A 17,919-nucleotide genomic window follows, 5' to 3' on the forward strand; every position below is an offset into this window, starting at 1 on the left:
GCGGCGCACGTGATAGACGCCGTGTTCGTTTTTGATCAGTCCCATTCCAACGCGTACCATTGATCCCACCGCTTGATACCAGTGCGGCAGGACGAAGCTATTGAATTGTCGGATTATTCCCAGAAAACAAGGGCTTCTTGAGACGGTGGCGCGCCCGGAACGATTCGAACGTCCGACCCTCAGATTCGTAGTCTGATGCTCTATCCAGCTGAGCTACGGGCGCGTTTTCGCAAAATCATCGGACCCCGCGAGGTCCGCCAATGGCCGCTGCAAAACCGGTTTGCAGGTCGCGAAGGAGCGCACTTGCTACCTGCTCCGAACCGGATTGGCAAGGTCTTGGCCGAACCGAAACACGTGGTCAACGAACCTTTACGCCCGGGCGCGCTCGTTGCGGACGCTCAGAAGCTCGACCGGACGGTCGGGGATGGTAATCCGGAACGTCGCGCCGATGGTTCCCTCGACGAGGTGAATTTCCCCGCCATGGGCGCCCACGAGTTCGGCGGCGATCGCCAGCCCGAGTCCGCTGCCGCCGGGCCGGCCCGAGGTCTGGAACGCCTTGAACAGGTTTTCGCGGGTCGCGGGCGGGATGCCGGGACCGGTGTCCGAAACCTCGATGATGGCCACCGCGCCTTCCCGCCGGCCGGTGATGCGGATCTGCGTCGCCGGCTGCCCCTCGAGCGCCTGCTCGGCATTTCGCACCAGGTTGAGCAGCACGCGGAACAGCTGGTCTGGATCGGCATCGGCCATCAGGCCGCGTTCGATCGCACTGATCCAGGTGATCGAAGTCTCCGCCGCCAGCCCTGCGGATTCCCGCACCTCGGCCACCACCGGCTCGATCAGAATCATGCGCCGGTCAGGCGCAGCCTCCTGCGCGCGTCCATAGGACAGGGTCGACTGGCAGAACGCGATCGCGCGCTCGAGCGAGCGCATCAGCTTCGGCGCAAAGCGCTGGACGCGAGGATCGGGCACGCTCGCCAGCTGGTCCGAGAGCAATTGCGAGGACGCCAGCAGGTTGCGCAAATCGTGATTGATCTTCGACACCGCAAGGCCGAGCGCGGCAAGGCGGCTCTTCTGATGCAGCATCGAGACGAGGTCGCGCTGCATGTCCGACAGTTCGCGCTCCGCCACGCCGATCTCGTCGCTGCGATTCGATGGCACGATGATCCGGGCCGCGCTTTCCGGATTCTCGTGGAAGCCGACGAGGCTCTCGGTCAGGCGCCGCATCGGCCGCACGAACAGGAAATGCAGAGCCAGATAGACCAGCGCCGCGGTCAGTATCGCAATCGCGAGCGAGACCAGCAGCAGATTGCGGGAAAACCGGTACATCGACTTGCGCAGCGGCTGTTCGTCGACCACCACTTCGAGGAACTGTCCGCCGCCGGGCGGCGGTCCGATGATGCGGATCGCCTGGTTGCCGGTCTCGAACATCATTTCAAACGAGGTGACGATCGAGGTCCAGGGCGTCAACGTCCGCATGTCGACGTCATGGTCGATTGCCCGCGTCAGGCCGGTACTGGCGAGTAGCCGTCGTTGCTGTCCGAGCTTGATGGCGACTGCCCGCGCGCCGATGCTGTCGAGGATTTGCCGCGCCAGCGTATCCGGGACCATTCCCGAGGGCGCGGCATCGAGAACCAGCGCGGCCGTATTGGCCGACGCCAGGCGGGCGTTAAGGCGGTTGGTCCAGAAGTTGGCCATTGAAGGCACATAGATCAAAACTTCCGCGATCATCACCAGCGGAATGGTCAGCAGCAGCAGCTTGCCCGAGAGGCCGAGCCTGCGTGGCTGCCTGGCCTGCTCCGGGGCCTTGACCGGATCTGAATGATCGTCGTTCGCTGGCGCCATAACTACCTTCGGTATCTCGACTTTTTCTATTTGGACCCTGCACGTGGGTCCGTCAAATCAAGGTTTAATAACGGTCGCTCCCCGGGGAACTGTCGCGGCCCCCACCGCATCGGCCCCGCCATGGCTTGAAGTGTGGACACCATCATCAGGTGCGGTCCCATCCTGCGCCCCCTTGGCGGTCCAGCGCGGGCCGCAGTTTCTTTGGATGTAACACCCCGCAGCCGTTGAATTATTCGCCGCAGACGGATCGCTTCAAAGAACCCCGCTTCGGCTGCTCCGCCACATTGACGAAAAGGGGTGCCTCCCTTATAAGCCGCGCCAATTGTGCGCGATGATCCGGCCTCAGCCGGGCGGCTCGTTTGGGCCGGAAACGGCCCGCTTTCCCGGGCCTGCCCGCATCGGCGGACATACCTCATTAATCAGGCAAATTGTCGGCCTAGCAGGCAAGTTGTCAGCGGAGAACAACCGGTGAAGCGGACTTATCAACCCAGCAAACTGGTGCGCAAGCGCCGCCATGGCTTCCGCGCACGCCTGGCCACGGCCGGAGGCCGCAAGGTCCTCGCCGCGCGCCGTGCCCGCGGCCGCAAGCGCCTGAGCGCCTGAGCGCCCAAGCCGGGCTCGTCTCAACAGAGATCCTAATCATGGAGCGGCTAAGGCAGCGGGCGGACTTCCTCGCCGTTGCCAATGGCGCACGGGCGGGCACTGCCGCCTTCGTCGTGCAGTGCCGCCGCCGCGATGACGACGGCCCGATCCGCTTTGGATTCACGGTCACCAAAAAGAACGGAACCGCGACCGAGCGGAATCGGATCCGGCGCCGGCTTCGCGAATTGGTGAGACGGCTGCCTGCCGTTTCGCTGCAACAGCACAGTGACTATGTGCTAATCGGCCGACCGGCCGCCCTGACTTCCGATTTCGCTGACATGTTCGGGGAGCTGCGCCAGGCGCTGCATCGCCTTGACCCGCCACGTCGCAAAGCCGTGCGCGGCAACTGACAAGAATGACGAGACCTGACCGATGACCGACAATCGCAACACCATCCTCGCCGTCATTCTCTCCGGGCTCGTGCTGCTTGGCTGGCAATACTTCTTCAACATTCCGCAGATGGAAAAGCAGCGCGCCGCTCAGCAAGCGCAGCAAAGCCAGATGACGAAGCCGGAGGCCGGCACTTCAACCGCTCCGCAGGCCGGCACGCCCGCGCCGTCGGCGAGTGCGCCCTCGGCCAATGCGCCAGCTTCGGCTCAACCCACTTCGGCGGCGCCCGTCAGCCGCGAAGCGGCGATTGCCGCCACGCCCCGCGTTCAGATCGACAGCCCGCGTCTCTCCGGCAGCATCTCGTTGAAGGGCGCGCGCATCGACGACCTTTCGCTGGTGCAATTCCATGAGACGGTCGACCCGAAGTCGCCACCGATCGTGCTGTATTCGCCTTCAGGCTCGGCAGAGCCTTACTATGCCGAATTCGGCTGGGTCGCGGGAAGCGGATCTTCGGCCAAGATGCCCGACCAGAACACGGTATGGCAGCAGGAAGGCACCGGCAGCCTGACGCCGGCCCATCCGGTCACGCTGAAATATGACAACGGTGACGGCCTCACGTTCCGCCGCACGATCTCGATCGACGACCGCTACCTCTTCACCATCAAGGATGACGTGAGCAACGTCGGCAGCGCGCCGGTCACGCTCTATCCGTTCGCGCTGATCTCGCGCCACGGTGCGCCGAAGGTTTCCGGTTATTACATCCTGCACGAAGGCCTGATCGGCTATCTCGGCGAACATGGCCTGCAGGAATACACCTACAAGAAGATCGACGAGGCCAAGGCGGTCAGCTTCAAGGCGACCGACGGCTGGCTCGGTATCACCGACAAATATTGGGCGTCCGCTCTATTGCCGGACACCCGCGCGCATCTGCAGGCGCGCTATTCCTCCAACGTGGTCAATGGGGTCCGAACCTACCAGACCGACTATCTTGAGGACCCGCAGACGATTGCCATCGGCGGCACCGGCAGCGTCAACACGCGTCTGTTCGCCGGGGCCAAGGAAGCCAGCGTCGTCGGACTCAATTTTCCGATCGGCGGCTTCGGCGGCTACAACCGGGAACTCCAGCTCAACCATTTCGATCTGCTGATCGATTGGGGCATGTTCTATTTCATCACCAAGCCGATGTTCCTGGCGCTGGACTTCTTCTTCCACCTGTTCGGCAATTTCGGCATCTCGATCCTCCTGGTGACCGTTCTGGTCAAGCTCGCCTTCTTCCCGCTCGCCAACAAGTCCTACGCCTCGATGGCCAAGATGAAGTCGGTGCAGCCGCAGCTGGCAGCGCTGAAGGAGCGCTATCCCGACGACAAGGTGAAGCAGCAGCAGGAGATGATGGAGATCTACAAGAAGGAGAAGATCAACCCGATCGCCGGTTGCCTTCCCGTCGCCTTGCAGATCCCGGTTTTCTTCTCGCTCTACAAGGTGCTGTTCGTCACCATCGAAATGCGGCACGCGCCGTTCTACGGCTGGATCAAGGATCTGTCGGCACCCGATCCGACCAACATCTTCACCCTGTTCGGCCTCCTGCATTACGATCCGACGCAGATACCCGTGTTCGGGCACTATCTCGCGCTCGGGATATGGCCGATCATCATGGGCTTCACGATGTGGTTCCAGTTCAAGCTGAACCCGACGCCGCCCGATCCGACCCAGCAGATGATCTTCGGCTGGATGCCGCTGATCTTCACGTTCATGCTGGCGGGCTTCCCGGCGGGCCTCGTGATCTACTGGGCCTGGAACAACACGCTCTCTGTCTTGCAACAAAGCCTCATCATGCGCCGCAACGGCGTCAAGGTGGAGCTGTTCGACAATCTGAAGGCGACTTTCGGCTCCAAGAAGGCCGCGTCGAAGACGTGATCTCGCGAGCTCGGGAAGGCCGTTCAGTTCGTCATGGCCGGGCATAGCCGTTCGACGGACGGCGTCGCTCCCGCTCGCCAATGCCGGGGCATCCGCGTCTTGGGAGCCGTGGAGGCAAGAGGTGGATGGCCGGATCACGTCCGGCAATGACCAGGATGGAAAACGCCGCATGAGCGCCGAGCCCGATGCTGACCTGATCGAGCAGGGCCGCAAATTATTCGCCGGCGAGTTCAGATTCATCTGGGCAGCGCCCACGATCGAGACGCTGCCGCCGATGGCAGGCGTGGAAATCGCCTTCGCCGGCCGCTCCAATGTCGGCAAATCGAGCCTGATCAACGCACTCACCGGCCGCAATGCGCTGGCGCGCACCTCGAGCACTCCGGGCCGCACCCAGGAACTGATCTTTTTCGATGGCCCCGAACATACCGGTCTGCGGCTCGTCGATATGCCCGGCTACGGCTATGCCTCGGCACCGAAGACGAAGGTCACCGCCTGGACGGCGCTTATTCACAAATATCTTCAAGGCCGCAGCAATCTGGCGCGGGTTTATGTCCTGGTCGACGCCCGGCACGGCCTCAAGGAGGTCGATCTCGACGTGTTCAAGACGCTCGATCGATCGGCGGTCAGTTATCAGGTGGTTCTGACCAAGGCCGACCAGGTCAAGCCCGTCGAGCTGGAAAGCCGGATCGGCGACATCAAGGCTGCCCTTTCAACCCATCCAGCCGCATTCCCGAATGTGCTTGCCACGTCCTCGCAAACGTCAGCGGGAATCGCCGAACTGCGGGCAGCCATCGCGCGGCTGCTGGGAGAAAGACAAGGATGAAAGATTTCCGCGCATTCCGCATCCTTGTCATCCTCGCGGGTATCATGGGCGCCGACGGCGTGATTCTGGCAGCGGTTGCCGCCCACCAGAGCGACGCGGCGCGGCTGATGCCGGCTTCCTCGATGCTGCTGTTTCACGCAGCCGCCGTGCTGGCGGCGACTGCGCTGACCGAGCGAGGCATCGTAAATGCCAAAGGCGGACTTGCCGCCGCCTTCGGCTTTGTGATCGCTTCCGGGCTGTTCGCCGGCGACCTGACGCTGCACCACTTTGCCGGACACAGCCTGTTTCCCTTTGCCGCGCCGACCGGTGGCACGCTGCTGATCGTGAGCTGGCTGGCGCTGGCCATTGCCGCGGCGTGGCCGCGCCGGACGTGACGGAGATTTCGTGTCCCGGACATGGCGCAACGCCAGCGCGCCATGCTCCGTCCGGAGCCCGAAAGTATTCCACGCAGAGCCGCTTTGCGCCGTGCACCTCAATCGGATAGAAGGGCGAGCGGAGTGGATTTGACGTTCGCTTCCCGGTTAGCCGCGGATTTGCGATGCGAATGTCAAATCCAGAGCCCCACTCGAAGTCTATATTCAGTCGTGGTCCCCTGATTCCAACATTTGCAAAAGTTCCTGCCTCACCGGGATGCAAATGCTTGAATCGGACCGCTAGCGCCATCCAGACGAGACCCGCTTCATGACCGACGCGTCCTCCATCACCCCGCTCGATCAGGCCCGCATCCTGTCGGAAGCCTTGCCGCATATGCAGGAATACGATGACGAAACCATCGTCATCAAATATGGCGGCCATGCCATGGGCGCCGAGGACGTCGCCAAGGCCTTCGCCCGCGACATCGTGTTGCTCGAACAGACCGCCATTAATCCCGTCGTCGTGCATGGCGGCGGACCGCAGATCGCGACCATGCTCAAGCGACTCGGAATACAATCGGAATTCGCCGCGGGCCTGCGCATCACCGACGCCGCGACCATTGAAATCGTCGAGATGGTGCTGGCGGGCTCGATCAACAAGCAGCTTGTCGGCTACATCAACGAGGCCGGCGGCAAGGCCGTCGGCCTCTGCGGCAAGGATGGCAACATGGTGACCGCGTCGAAGGCGACGCGCACCATGGTCGATCCGGATTCGCACATCGAAAAGGTCGTCGATCTCGGCTTTGTCGGCGAACCGGAAAAGGTCGATCTCACGCTGTTGAACCAGCTCATCGGCTATGAGCTGATACCAGTGCTGGCGCCGCTTGCCACGTCGAGTGCCGGCCAGACCTTCAACGTCAACGCCGATACCTTTGCGGGCGCGGTGGCCGGCGCGCTGAAAGCGAAGCGGCTGTTGCTGCTCACCGACGTGCCCGGCGTCCTCGACAAATCGAAAAAGCTGATTCCCGACCTATCGATCCAGGATGCGCGCAAGCTGATCGCCGACGGCACGATCTCGGGCGGCATGATTCCAAAGGTCGAGACCTGCATCTATGCGCTGGAGCAGGGCGTGCAGGGCGTCGTCATAATCGACGGCAAGCAGCCGCACGCAGTGCTGCTCGAACTTTTCACCAACCAGGGCACGGGCACGCTGATCCACAAGTGATGACAAGGGCGGCGACACAAAAAGCCGTTATGGCCAAATTTATTCCGGCTATCCACGTCTTCTCTTGGCGCTTTACCAACGACGTGGATGCCCGGGACAAACCGGTGCATGACGAGGGCAGGCATCGGCGTCCTTCATCATTCACTGTAAAGTTGGCTTTTCTTTCTGCGGCCGCCGCCCTGCTCGCCAGCACCATGCCTGCTTCGGCCGACCTGAAACTGTGCAATCGCATGAGTTATGTGGTCGAGGCGGCGATTGGCATCGACGAGAAATCCGCAACCGCAACCCGCGGCTGGTTTCGCATCGACCCCGCGATGTGCCGCGTGGTCATGCAGGGAACGCCGACCGCCGACCGCATCCTGCTCAACGCCCGCGCACTTCCGGTTTACGGCGCCTCGCCGCTGCCGCAGAACGGCAGCGACACGCTTTGTGTCGCTCCCAACAATTTCGTCATCGCCGCCGCCCGCCAGTGCCGGTCGGGGCAGACGCCGGCGCCCTTCACCCAGATCAACCCGACCCGTGCCGATGACGGCAATCTGGTGGCCTATCTTGCCGAGGACAGTGAGTACGATGACGATCAGGCGCGGCTTGCCGCCATTCAGCGGCTGCTGATGATTGCAGGTTTTGACGCATCGCCGATCGATGGCGTCGACGGCCCGAAGACACAAGCCGCACTCGCCGCATTCCTGAAGAGCCGCGGACTGTCGACGGATATCGTACAGTCAGCGAATTTTTTCACGACAATGATCGAGGCGGTGCAGGCTCCCTCCTCCACCGGCCTGACCTGGTGCAATGACACGCCGCACAAGGTGATGGCCGCCGTCGGCATCGACGACGGCAAGACCGTGATGAGCCGCGGTTGGTATCGGATCGAGCCCGGCAAGTGCCTGCATCCCGATGTGACCGGCCAACCCAAGCGGGTTTTCAGCTTCGCTGAAGCCGTCGACACCGAAAACCGCACCATCCGCTTCAAGGACAAGCCTCTCAACTGGGGCGGCGACACCGAGCTCTGTACCCGCGACAGCAAATTCGAAATCAGCGAGCAGGGCGAATGCGGCAACCGCGGTCTCGCGATCACGGGATTTTCCGCCGTCGATCTCTCAAGCGGCGGCAAGACGTTGCGCTTTGCGATGCCATGATGACTTTTATCGTCGTTCTCGCGAAGCCGGGACCCGTAACCACAGGATCGAGTTGTTGTCAGCGATATCGCCCCAGCCAAACCTAACCTGCCGCTGCCCACATCAGGACGGCCGCGGCGTATGGGTCCCCGCATTTGCGGGGACGACATCATCATGAGCGCCTCCCGCCCCTTTACCCATATCGAAACCTGGGTGTTCGACCTCGACAACACCCTCTACCCGCATCACGTCAACCTGTGGCAGCAGGTAGACCAGCGGATCGGCGAATTCATCGCTGCCTATCTGAAGATTTCGCCGGAAGAGGCGCGCTTCATTCAGAAGGACTACTACCGCCGCTATGGCACCAGCATGCGCGGGATGATGACGGAGCATGGCGTGCACGCCGACGATTATCTTGCCTACGTCCACCAGATCGATCACTCGCCGCTTGAGCCGAATCCTGCGATAGGCGCTGCGATCGCCAGGTTGCCCGGACGCAGGCTGATCCTGACCAACGGTTCGACCGAGCATGCCGCGGCGGTCTTGCAGCGGCTTGGCATCGGCGAACATTTTGAAGCGGTGTTCGACATTATTGCCGCAGAGCTGGAACCAAAGCCCGCAGCCCGGACCTATCACAAATTTCTCCGGGACCACGACGTCGATCCGACCAAGGCGGCGATGTTCGAGGACCTGGCGCGCAATCTCGTCATCCCGCACCAGCTCGGCATGACCACCGTGTTGGTCGTACCCGACGGCAGCAGGGAGGTCGTACGCGAGGACTGGGAGCTCGAAGGGCGCGACGATCCCCACGTCGATCACGTCACTGACGATCTGACCGGATTCTTGCAGGGATTGGTCAAGGACTAAGCTGCGGCTGCCTTGACTCTCCTGCCCCAAATTCCGAAAAAGCCGCTTCCCAGCGCGACGATTTGAAGGAAACACGATGACCGCTGCCGCTCTTGAAACCACGATCAACGCCGCGTTCGACGCCCGCGAAGGCATCTCCGCCTCGACCAAGGGCGAGGTGCGGGAAGCCGTCGATCACGCGCTCGACCTGCTCGACAGGGGCGAGGTGCGCGTTGCCGAGCGCGAGGCGAGCGGGAAGTGGAAAGTGCATCAATGGCTGAAGAAGGCCGTGCTGCTGTCGTTCCGGCTGAACGACATGGCCGCCATTGCCGGCGGACCCGGGAAGGCGTCCTGGTGGGACAAGGTGCCGTCGAAATTCGAGGGCTGGGGAGAGAACCGTTTTCGCGACGCCGGCTTCCGCGCCGTGCCCGGCGCGATCGTGCGCCGTTCGGCGTTCATCGCACGCAACGTGGTCCTGATGCCCTCCTTCGTCAATCTTGGCGCCTATGTCGATGAGGCGACCATGATCGACACCTGGTCGACGGTCGGCTCCTGCGCCCAGATCGGCAAGCGCGTGCATATCTCCGGCGGCGTTGGCATCGGCGGCGTACTGGAGCCGTTGCAGGCCGAGCCCGTGATCGTCGAGGACGATTGCTTCATCGGCGCGCGCTCGGAGGTCGCCGAAGGCGTGATCGTGCGCAAGGGCGCCGTGCTGGCGATGGGAGTCTTCCTTGGCGCCTCGACCAAGATCGTCGACCGCGAGACCGGCGAGACATTTGTCGGCGAGGTACCGGAATATGCCGTCGTGGTGCCGGGCACCCTGCCGGCCAAACCACTCAAGAACGGCCAGCCGGGCCCGGCAACCGCCTGCGCCGTTATCGTCAAGCGGGTCGATGAGCGCACCCGCGCCAAGACCAGCATTAACGAATTGCTGCGGGACTAGTGGAACGGATTTGACATTCGCGACCGGCTGGGCCGCTCGATCGACGAGCGAATGTCAAATCCAAAGCTCCACCAGAAGCCGATATTTGCTAGTGGCCCTTTGATTCTCACGTTTGTAAAAGTGCCCAGCTGAAAAGGGATACAAAGGTTAGAATCGGACCACTAGCTCGCCGCCGGGCTTGCATGTTAAGCGGGGGCATGACTGATGCCCTCTCGATCGCCCGCGATCTCGTCCGCTGCCGCTCGATAACGCCGGCCGATGCTGGCGCGCTCGGCGTGCTGGAAAATCTTCTGGAAGCCGCCGGTTTCGAGACCCACCGTGTCACCTTCAGCGAAGCCGGCACGGCCGATATCGACAATCTCTATGCGCGGATCGGCCGCGAAGGGCCGCACATCAGCTTTGCAGGCCATACCGACGTGGTACCACCGGGCGACGAAGCGGCCTGGACGGTGGGCGCCTTCGCCGGCGAGGTGAAAGACGGCTTGCTCTATGGCCGCGGCACTGTCGACATGAAGGGCGGCATCGCCTGCAGCGTCGCGGCCGCGTTGCAATACCTCGCCGACCACGGCGGCAAACCCAAAGGCTCGATCTCGTTTCTGATTACCGGCGATGAAGAAGACGTCGCCGTCAATGGCACGGTCAAGCTGTTGCAGTGGGCTGCCGCGCGGGGCGAAAAATTCGATCATTGCGTGCTGGGCGAACCGTCCAATGTCGAGACGCTCGGCGATTGCATCAAAATCGGCCGCCGCGGTTCACAATCCGGCACGTTGCATGTCGAGGGCATCCAGGGGCATGTCGCCTATCCGCATCGCGCCTCCAACCCGGTGCCGGATATCTCACGCCTGATCTTGGCTTTGAGCGACGAGCCGCTCGATCACGGCAGCGCGCAGTTTCAGCCGTCGAACCTCGAATTCACGTCGGTCGACGTCGGCAATCCCGCCAGCAACGTGATCCCCGGTCAGGCGCGGGCCAGGTTCAACATCCGCTACAACGATCTGCATACACAAGCATCGCTGCGCGAGCTGGTCGAGACGCGGCTTGCGAAGGCCACCGGCAATCGCATCAAGGCGCGCATCGTCTGGGAGCCGTCGAACGCAAACGTGTTCGTGACCAAGCCCGGCGCATTCACCGATCTTGCCGTTGCGGCGATCGAGGGCGTCACCGGCCGCAAACCGGAATTGTCGACCTCCGGCGGAACGTCGGATGCGCGCTTCATTTCGCAGTATTGCCCGGTGATCGAGTTCGGCCTGGTCGGCCAGACCATGCATCAGGTCGACGAGCGAACGCCGGTGTCCGACCTGGAGAAGCTGACGAAAATCTACCGCGGGATTCTGGACCGGTATTTCGCCTAATTAGTAATCCACCCGCACCAGATAAAGCCCTTCCGGCGGAGCAACGGGGCCGCAGGCGGTGCGGTTGCGGGCATCGAGCGCAGCGGCAAGGTCATCGGCGCTCCAGCGTCCCTCGCCAACCCACACCAGCGAACCTACCATGGAGCGCACCTGGCTGTGCAGGAACGAGCGCGCCGAGGTCAGGATATCGACTTCATCGCCGCGCCTGACGACGTCGAGTTGATCCAGCGTCCGCACCGGCGATTTCGCCTGGCATTCGGTGTCGCGAAAGGTCGTGAAATCATGCTTGCCGACCAGCCGCTGCGCGGCCGCCTGCATCGCGTCAGCATCAAGCGGCCGCGGCAATCGCCAGGCGCGGCCGATCTCGAGCGCAAGGTTGGCGCGGGTGTTCCTGATCCGGTAGCGATAGTGGCGCTTCCTGGCGGAAAACCGCGCCTCAAAATCATCGGGCACGATATCCGCCGACAGCACGCCGATGGGATGCGGTCTCAGGTGGGCGTTGAGCCCGTCGCGAAAGCGGCCTGGCACGAAATGTTTGGCAATGTCGCAATGTGCCACTTGCCCCAGCGCATGCACGCCGGCATCGGTGCGGCCTGCTCCATGGACGCGCACCTGTTCGCCGCAGATCGACTTGACGGCGGCCTCCAGCGCGCCCTGCACGGACGGCCCGTTCTCCTGAATCTGCCAGCCGCTATAGGGCGCGCCGTCATATTCGATCGTCAACTTGTAGCGGGGCATGTCTATCCCGGTTGTCATGGGCGGCCTCGACCCGGCCACCCATCACCATGAAGAAAATTTTTTTCCAAGATGGATGCGCGGGTCAACCCCGCGCATGACAGCTTGGGTGTGTCGCCATGTCTAGCTAAGCCGCGCCGGCGGCTTCAGGGGCGTGCCGCGCAAGAATTCTTCCGCCTTCATCGGCTGCTTGCCGGCGCGCTGCAATTCGAGAATCCGCACCGCGCCTTGGGTGCAGGCAATCGTCAGACGATCGTCAAGCACACTCCCGGGCTGGCCCGAGCCGGGAGACGACTCACAGCGCAGAATCTTGACCCGTTGCGGTGTGCCCTCGAGCAGCATCTCGCACCAGGCGCCGGGAAACGGTGAGAGTCCGTGAATGTGGCGCAGCACCTCGCGGGCGTCCCTGTTCCATTCGATATGCGCCTCCGCCTTGTCGATCTTGGCGGCGTAGGTGACGCCCTCGTTGCCTTGCGGGGTCAACTGCAGCGCGCCGCGCTCAAGCGCGCTCATCGCACGCGCCATCAGTTCACCGCCCAGCGGCGCCAGCGCGTCATGCAGGTCGGAAGCCGTCATTGCATCCGTAATCGCCAGCCGTTCGGCCATCGCGACGTCGCCGGTGTCGAGGCCGGCATCCATCTTCATCACCATCACGCCGGTCTCGGCGTCGCCCGCCATGATGGCACGATTGATCGGAGCCGCGCCGCGCCACCGTGGCAACAGAGAAGCATGAAGGTTGAAGCAACCCAATCTGGTGGATTCCAAAATGGGCTTTGGCAGTATCATCCCATAGGCAACAACGACCGCCGCATCCGCATGATATGCGCGGAATTCATCGAGGGCCTCCGGCGTTTTCAACGTTGACGGCGTCAAGACAGGGAGGCCAAGTCCGCGCGCGGCCAGTTCAATGGGCGTTGGCTGCAATTCCAGGCCGCGGCGTCCGCCGGGCTTTGCCGTGCGCGTATAGACGGCCACGATTTCATGGCCGGCATCGCGGAGCGCGCGCAGCGTCGGCACCGCAAACATCGGCGTGCCCATGAAGATCAGGCGCAGGGGCATCGCCTACTCCTCGGCGCGCTTGGCGGCCTTGGTAAACTTCTTCAGAACGCGGTCGCGCTTGAGTTTCGACAAGTAGTCGACGAACAGCACCCCATTGAGATGGTCGATCTCGTGCTGGATGCAGGTGGAATAGAGCCCTTCTGCATCTTCCTCGTGCACCTTGCCGTCAAGATCGGTAAAGCGCAGCCGCACTTTTGCCGGCCGCTCCACCTCCTCGTAATATTCGGGGATCGAGAGGCAGCCTTCCTCGTAGACGGACATCTCCTCCGACGAGAAGATGATCTCGGGATTGATGAACGCCCGCGGTTGCGGGTTGACCTCACCCTCCTCGTTCTTGCGGGCGAGATCCATGGTGATCAGCCGCAACGGCTGCGCGACCTGGATCGCGGCAAGTCCGATACCCGGCGCGTCGTACATGGTCTCGAACATGTCGTCGGCCAGTTTGCGGATCTCGGGCGTGACCTTCTCGATCGGTTTGGAAACCAGCCGCAGCTGCTTGTCGGGAAGGATGATGATTTCTCGGAGTGCCATGGCGGGCGATTTAAGCGGTTGATCTGATGGGGTCAATGCGAGCAGCCGCGCCTTTACCCGCTCTTAACCATGATTGTTGCGAAAGCGTTAACCATAAAAATTTACAGAACATTTACCATAAATGTTCCCTCTTCGTTCGTATTCAAGGCCGAATCGGCTACAACGGCGGCATGAACGAGGTTCTTTTCACGATCGGCCTAGCGCCGATCCGCACCGGCGAGGCGCTGATGGGGCTCGGCGCCGCTGCCCTCTTGCTGCTTTTCCTCATCGCCATCGTGGTCGTCCGGTCCAGTCGCCGCGGGCTGGAACTGGCGCAGACGCAAGCCCAGCGCGCCGACGAACTGGAAGGGCGCCTCGGCGAAATGTTGCGGGCGCAGAGCGAGGCCTCAGGCCGCGTCGATGCGATGGGGCAGGCCTTGGCCGGGCGGCAGGCTGAAATGGCGCGCGCCGTGACCGAGCGGCTCGATTCGGTGACCCATCGGGTCGGCCAATCGATGGAACAGACCACGCGCCACACCATGGATTCGTTGCGCGTGCTGCACGAACGGCTCGGCATCATCGATAACGCGCACAAGAACCTCACCGACCTGACGTCACAGGTCACCACGCTGCGCGACGTGCTCGCCAACAAGCAATCGCGCGGCGCGTTCGGCCAGGCGCGCATGGAAGCGATCGTCCAGGACGGCATGCCGAAAGGCGCCTACGAATTCCAGCACACGCTTTCGACCGGCAAGCGACCGGACTGCGTGGTATTCCTGCCCGACCAGCGGCCGCTTTGCATCGATGCCAAATTCCCATTGGAGGCGATCACGGCGCTGCATGACGCACGCACGGACGAGGAAAAGAAGATCGCAACGCAACGCCTGCGCAATGACGTGATGAAGCACGTCAGCGACATCGCCGAAAAGTATCTGATCACCGGCGAGACCCAGGATACGGCGCTGATGTTCGTTCCGTCGGAATCGGTCTATGCCGAAATCCACGACCGCTTCGACGATGTGATCCAGAAAGCCTATCGCGCCCGCGTCGTGCTGGTATCGCCCTCGCTGTTGATGCTTGCGATCCAGGTGATGCAGCAAATTCTGAAAGACGCGCGGATGCGGGACGCCGCCGATCAGATCCGCACCGAAGTGCTCAACCTCGGTGACGATCTGGGGCGGCTGCGCGAGCGCGTCCTCAAGCTGCAAAAGCATTTCGCCGACGTCAACGAGGACGTCCGGCAAATCCTGATTTCCGCCGACAAGATCGAAAAGCGCGCCGGCCGTATCGAGGAACTCGATTTCAGCAAGGAGGCGCCTTCCGAGCCGCCGCGCCTCGCCAAGGCGGCAACGCCCGAACTGTTCCCGATCCCGCGCAAGCTGCAGGCGGGCGAGTAGGCCTGCCGTCAGCCGCACATCTCTGGCCAGAATCTGCTAACACCGCGGCATGGACGCTCCGGATACCGCCTCACGAACGCCCTCATTGTCCAAGGACCCCGCTCCCTCCTGGCGCGATAGCCTTGCGGTCTATTTGCAGCCTCGCGTGCTGATCGTGATGCTGCTCGGTTTTTCATCCGGCCTGCCACTTGCGCTTTCGGGATCGACGCTTCTGATCTGGATGCGCGAAGCCGGCGTCGACCTCGGCACCATCGGCCTATTTGCGCTGGTCGGCACGCCCTACACGTTGAAGTTCCTGTGGGCGCCACTGGTCGATGCGTTGCACCTGCCGTTTCTTACGCGCGCCTTCGGCAGGCGCCGTGGCTGGCTCGTGTGTTCGCAATTCCTCTTGATGGCCTCGATCCTGCTGCTGGCGCTGGCTGATCCAGCGCGCTCGCCCGCCTTCGTCGCCTTGGCGGCGCTGCTGGTTGCTGCGATGTCGTCGACCCAGGACATCGTGGTCGATGCCTTTCGCGTTGAAAGCCTGCCCGAAAGCGAGCAGGCCGCCGGTATGGCCGCCTATGTCGCCGCCTACCGCATCGGCATGCTGGTTTCGACCGCCGGCGCGCTGTTTCTCGTCAGCGCCTATGAGGTTGCCGGCATCGCCCGGTCATCGGCATGGGCCTGGGGCTATGTGACGATGGCGGTGCTGGTGCTAATCGGCACCATTACTGCGCTCGCCGCAAGCGAACCGGAGCCATCCCTTCGCGCGGAGGCGGCGACCAGCAGTGAGACAGGTTTCACCCGCGTCATCCGGGCCGCGTCAGGCGCGCTATCGGAATTTATCCAGCGCAAGGACTCGCTCGCCGCACTGGCTTTTGTGGTGCTGTTCAAATTCACTGACGCCTTTTCCGGCTCCATGACCGCGCCGTTCGTGATCGATCTCGGCTTTTCCCGCAACGACTATGCCGCCATCGTCAAGGGCGTTGGTCTGGCGGCTACGCTGATCGGCGGTTTTGCCGGCGGCTTCGTGGCGCGGCGCTATTCGTTGGCGGCGAGCCTGTGGACCGGCGGACTGCTCCAGGCGATGGCCAATCTCTCTTTTTCGTGGCTTGCGCTGGTCGGCGTCAATCACTGGGCGCTGGTGTTCGCCATCACGGCGGAGAACTTCACGAGCGCGATCGGCACCGTGATCTTTGTCGCCTACCTCTCGGCGCTGTGCCGCAATCCGCTGCATACCGCGACCCAATATGCGCTGCTCACCGCGCTCGCGGCGGTCGGCCGCACCTATCTGTCCGCGAGCGCCGGCTACGTGGCGAAGGCCACCGGATGGCCGCTGTTTTTTGCGATGTGCGTTGTGGTCGCGGTTCCGAGCCTGATATTGCTGGCTTACCTGCAACGGCGCGGCCATTTCAAAGTGCTTGGCCCGATCAAGGTCTGACGTCAACGCTTCGTCACCAGGCTCCATCTGGTGACAATGGCTTCGCTCATCTGGTCGGCGCCTTCCGCGCAGGCGACCTCGCCGACCTTGAGCGAGACCTCCTTGCCGACGAATGCTTTCAGCCTGGCGGCATCGGCATCGCTATTGGTGACGATCTGGAACGTCTCTGGCCCGGTCTCGAGATTGCAGAGTCCGCCCGGCGGCGGCAGGCGGTGCGGTTCGCTGGTGAGTTGATAGGTCGCCTTGCCCTTCTTGCCGCCATGGCCGCGCAAGGCATTCAACTGCCCCGACAGCGTATCGCCCGGCTTGATCAGGGTCCCCGGCTTGTTATCGATCGCAGGCGCAAGATTGTCCTCTTGTGCGGGCGCCGCCGGCATCGCCAATGTCGCCATCATGACCGCGCCCAAAGCCAGCCGTCTGCCGAATCGCCGTTTCGTCATTCGATCACTTCCGTATTTTGGCTAGAACAGCGTCCGCTGCCGCATGGCCGCCGAGAGCGTGCCTTCGTCGAGATAATCAAGTTCGCCGCCGACCGGCACGCCATGGGCGAGCCGCGTGACCCTGACATTGGCATCTTGCAGGAGGTCGGTGATATAATGCGCGGTGGTCTGGCCGTCGACCGTCGCATTCAGCGCCAGGATGATCTCGCTGACCTGCGGCTCGTGCGCGCGTTTGACCAGCGCGTCGATCGTCAGGTCCTGCGGACCGACGCCGTCGAGCGGCGACAGCGTCGCGCCAAGCACGTGATAGAGGCCGCTCGTGGCGTTGGCGCGCTCGAGCGCCCAGAGGTCGGCAACGTCCGCCACCACCACGATGATCGACGGATCGCGTCGCTGATCGGTGCAGACCGTGCAGGGATTTTGCGTGTCGATATTGCCGCAGGTCTTGCAGACCTGGATCTTGTCGATCGCGACCTGGAGCGCCGCGGAAAGCGGCGTCATTAGCGCCTCGCGTTTCTTGATCAGATGCAGCGCCGCGCGCCGCGCCGAGCGCGGTCCCAATCCGGGCAGCCGCGCCAGCAACTGGATCAGGCGTTCGATTTCAGGTCCGGCAACCGCAGCGGCCATAGCTCAGACAATATCCGCTTATCCGAGCCCCAGTCCCGGCGGCAAACCAAGCCCGCCGGTCAGCGCCTGCATCTTTTCCTGCATCGCCACTTCCGCCTTGCGTCGCGCATCGCCATGCGCCGTCACGAGGAGGTCCTCGAGGATTTCGCGCTCTTCCGCCTTCATCAGCGAGGGATCGATCTTGACGGCCTTGACCTCCATCTTCGCCGTCATCCGCACGCTGACCAGGCCGCCCCCGGAAATGCCCTCGACCTCAAGCTGGCCGAGTTCGTCCTGCATCGCCTGCATCTTCGATTGCAGCTGCGCTGCCTGTTTCATCATGCCGAGAAAATCAGCCATCGAC

The 17,919-nt window shown here is 62.8% G+C and carries 19 protein-coding genes and 1 tRNA gene; 12 read left to right on the forward strand and 8 right to left on the reverse strand.

The features are described 5' to 3' along the window. Positions 1-146: 146 nt before the first annotated feature. Positions 147-223 (reverse strand) — tRNA-Arg (locus NEZ08_RS05585). Positions 224-369: 146 nt separating this feature from the next. Next, positions 370-1,842, reverse strand: a complete 1,473-nt coding sequence (locus NEZ08_RS05590) for a sensor histidine kinase (protein WP_298104718.1) — start codon at positions 1,840-1,842, stop codon at positions 370-372. Positions 1,843-2,310: 468 nt separating this feature from the next. Here NEZ08_RS05590 and rpmH point away from each other — a divergent pair, with 468 nt between their 5' ends. From rpmH to dapE, 10 genes are all read left to right on the forward strand, one after another. Then, positions 2,311-2,445 (forward strand): 50S ribosomal protein L34, encoded by a 135-nt coding sequence (gene rpmH / locus NEZ08_RS05595; RefSeq protein ID WP_008542748.1) that lies wholly within the window; start codon positions 2,311-2,313, stop codon positions 2,443-2,445. Between the two features lie 38 nt (positions 2,446-2,483). Next, positions 2,484-2,834 (forward strand): ribonuclease P protein component, encoded by a 351-nt coding sequence (gene rnpA, locus NEZ08_RS05600; RefSeq protein WP_298104943.1) that lies wholly within the window; start codon positions 2,484-2,486, stop codon positions 2,832-2,834. A 22-nt stretch (positions 2,835-2,856) separates the two neighbouring features. After that, entirely contained in the window at positions 2,857-4,728 is a 1,872-nt protein-coding gene (gene yidC, locus NEZ08_RS05605; RefSeq protein WP_298104945.1) for a membrane protein insertase YidC, read from the forward strand. A gap of 169 nt (positions 4,729-4,897) precedes the next feature. Continuing rightward, a complete protein-coding gene (gene yihA / locus NEZ08_RS05610) occupies positions 4,898-5,551 on the forward strand; it encodes a ribosome biogenesis GTP-binding protein YihA/YsxC (protein WP_298104948.1) in 654 nt (217 codons plus the stop codon). After that, the gene (locus NEZ08_RS05615; protein WP_298104951.1) at positions 5,548-5,925 is read left to right on the forward strand and encodes a DUF423 domain-containing protein; all 378 of its coding nucleotides are present in this window, start codon (positions 5,548-5,550) and stop codon (positions 5,923-5,925) included. Before yihA ends, NEZ08_RS05615 begins: the two co-directional genes overlap by 4 nt. Positions 5,926-6,232: 307 nt before the next feature. Next, on the forward strand, positions 6,233-7,129 hold the full coding sequence (gene argB, locus NEZ08_RS05620; RefSeq protein ID WP_298104953.1) for an acetylglutamate kinase: 897 nt from the start codon (positions 6,233-6,235) through the stop codon (positions 7,127-7,129). 152 nt (positions 7,130-7,281) lie between these two features. Next, complete coding sequence (locus NEZ08_RS05625) at positions 7,282-8,268, forward strand: DUF1036 domain-containing protein (RefSeq protein WP_298105021.1); 987 nt, start codon at positions 7,282-7,284, stop codon at positions 8,266-8,268. A 153-nt stretch (positions 8,269-8,421) separates the two neighbouring features. Beyond that, positions 8,422-9,114, forward strand: coding sequence for a pyrimidine 5'-nucleotidase (locus NEZ08_RS05630; RefSeq protein ID WP_298104956.1), 693 nt, complete (start codon positions 8,422-8,424; stop codon positions 9,112-9,114). A 76-nt stretch (positions 9,115-9,190) separates the two neighbouring features. Beyond that, positions 9,191-10,036: a 2,3,4,5-tetrahydropyridine-2,6-dicarboxylate N-succinyltransferase gene (gene dapD, locus NEZ08_RS05635; RefSeq protein ID WP_298104958.1), complete on the forward strand. Its 846-nt coding sequence runs from the start codon at positions 9,191-9,193 to the stop codon at positions 10,034-10,036. Positions 10,037-10,233: 197 nt separating this feature from the next. Continuing rightward, complete coding sequence (gene dapE, locus NEZ08_RS05640; RefSeq protein WP_298104961.1) at positions 10,234-11,388, forward strand: succinyl-diaminopimelate desuccinylase; 1,155 nt, start codon at positions 10,234-10,236, stop codon at positions 11,386-11,388. On the opposite strand, the gene truA is transcribed toward dapE, so the two are convergent. From truA to def, 3 genes are all read right to left on the reverse strand, one after another. Then, a complete protein-coding gene (gene truA, locus NEZ08_RS05645; RefSeq protein ID WP_298105027.1) occupies positions 11,389-12,126 on the reverse strand; it encodes a tRNA pseudouridine(38-40) synthase TruA in 738 nt (245 codons plus the stop codon). Between the two features lie 120 nt (positions 12,127-12,246). Next, positions 12,247-13,182 (reverse strand): methionyl-tRNA formyltransferase, encoded by a 936-nt coding sequence (gene fmt, locus NEZ08_RS05650; protein ID WP_298104964.1) that lies wholly within the window; start codon positions 13,180-13,182, stop codon positions 12,247-12,249. A 3-nt stretch (positions 13,183-13,185) separates the two neighbouring features. Then, positions 13,186-13,713 carry a peptide deformylase gene (gene def / locus NEZ08_RS05655; protein WP_298104967.1) on the reverse strand — a complete coding sequence of 176 codons (528 nt, stop codon included), beginning with the start codon at positions 13,711-13,713 and terminating at the stop codon, positions 13,186-13,188. Between the two features lie 170 nt (positions 13,714-13,883). On the opposite strand from def, the gene NEZ08_RS05660 reads away from it, so the two are divergent. Both NEZ08_RS05660 and NEZ08_RS05665 read left to right on the forward strand, forming a co-directional pair. Then, positions 13,884-15,089 (forward strand): DNA recombination protein RmuC, encoded by a 1,206-nt coding sequence (locus NEZ08_RS05660; RefSeq protein WP_298104970.1) that lies wholly within the window; start codon positions 13,884-13,886, stop codon positions 15,087-15,089. Between the two features lie 49 nt (positions 15,090-15,138). Further along, complete coding sequence (locus NEZ08_RS05665) at positions 15,139-16,509, forward strand: MFS transporter (RefSeq protein ID WP_298104972.1); 1,371 nt, start codon at positions 15,139-15,141, stop codon at positions 16,507-16,509. A 2-nt stretch (positions 16,510-16,511) separates the two neighbouring features. On the opposite strand, the gene NEZ08_RS05670 is transcribed toward NEZ08_RS05665, so the two are convergent. Genes NEZ08_RS05670 through NEZ08_RS05680 form a run of 3 tightly spaced genes read right to left on the reverse strand, consistent with a single transcriptional unit; the run spans position 16,512 to position 17,915 of the window. Beyond that, positions 16,512-16,949, reverse strand: coding sequence for a hypothetical protein (locus NEZ08_RS05670; protein ID WP_298104975.1), 438 nt, complete (start codon positions 16,947-16,949; stop codon positions 16,512-16,514). Between the two features lie 21 nt (positions 16,950-16,970). Beyond that, positions 16,971-17,576 (reverse strand): recombination mediator RecR, encoded by a 606-nt coding sequence (recR, locus tag NEZ08_RS05675; protein WP_298104978.1) that lies wholly within the window; start codon positions 17,574-17,576, stop codon positions 16,971-16,973. A gap of 18 nt (positions 17,577-17,594) precedes the next feature. Beyond that, positions 17,595-17,915, reverse strand: coding sequence for a YbaB/EbfC family nucleoid-associated protein (locus NEZ08_RS05680; protein WP_298104980.1), 321 nt, complete (start codon positions 17,913-17,915; stop codon positions 17,595-17,597). Between the last annotated feature and the right edge of the window lie 4 nt (positions 17,916-17,919).

Origin of the sequence: Bradyrhizobium sp. (assembly GCF_027451485.1) — a bacterium.
GTDB lineage: Bacteria > Pseudomonadota > Alphaproteobacteria > Rhizobiales > Xanthobacteraceae > Bradyrhizobium.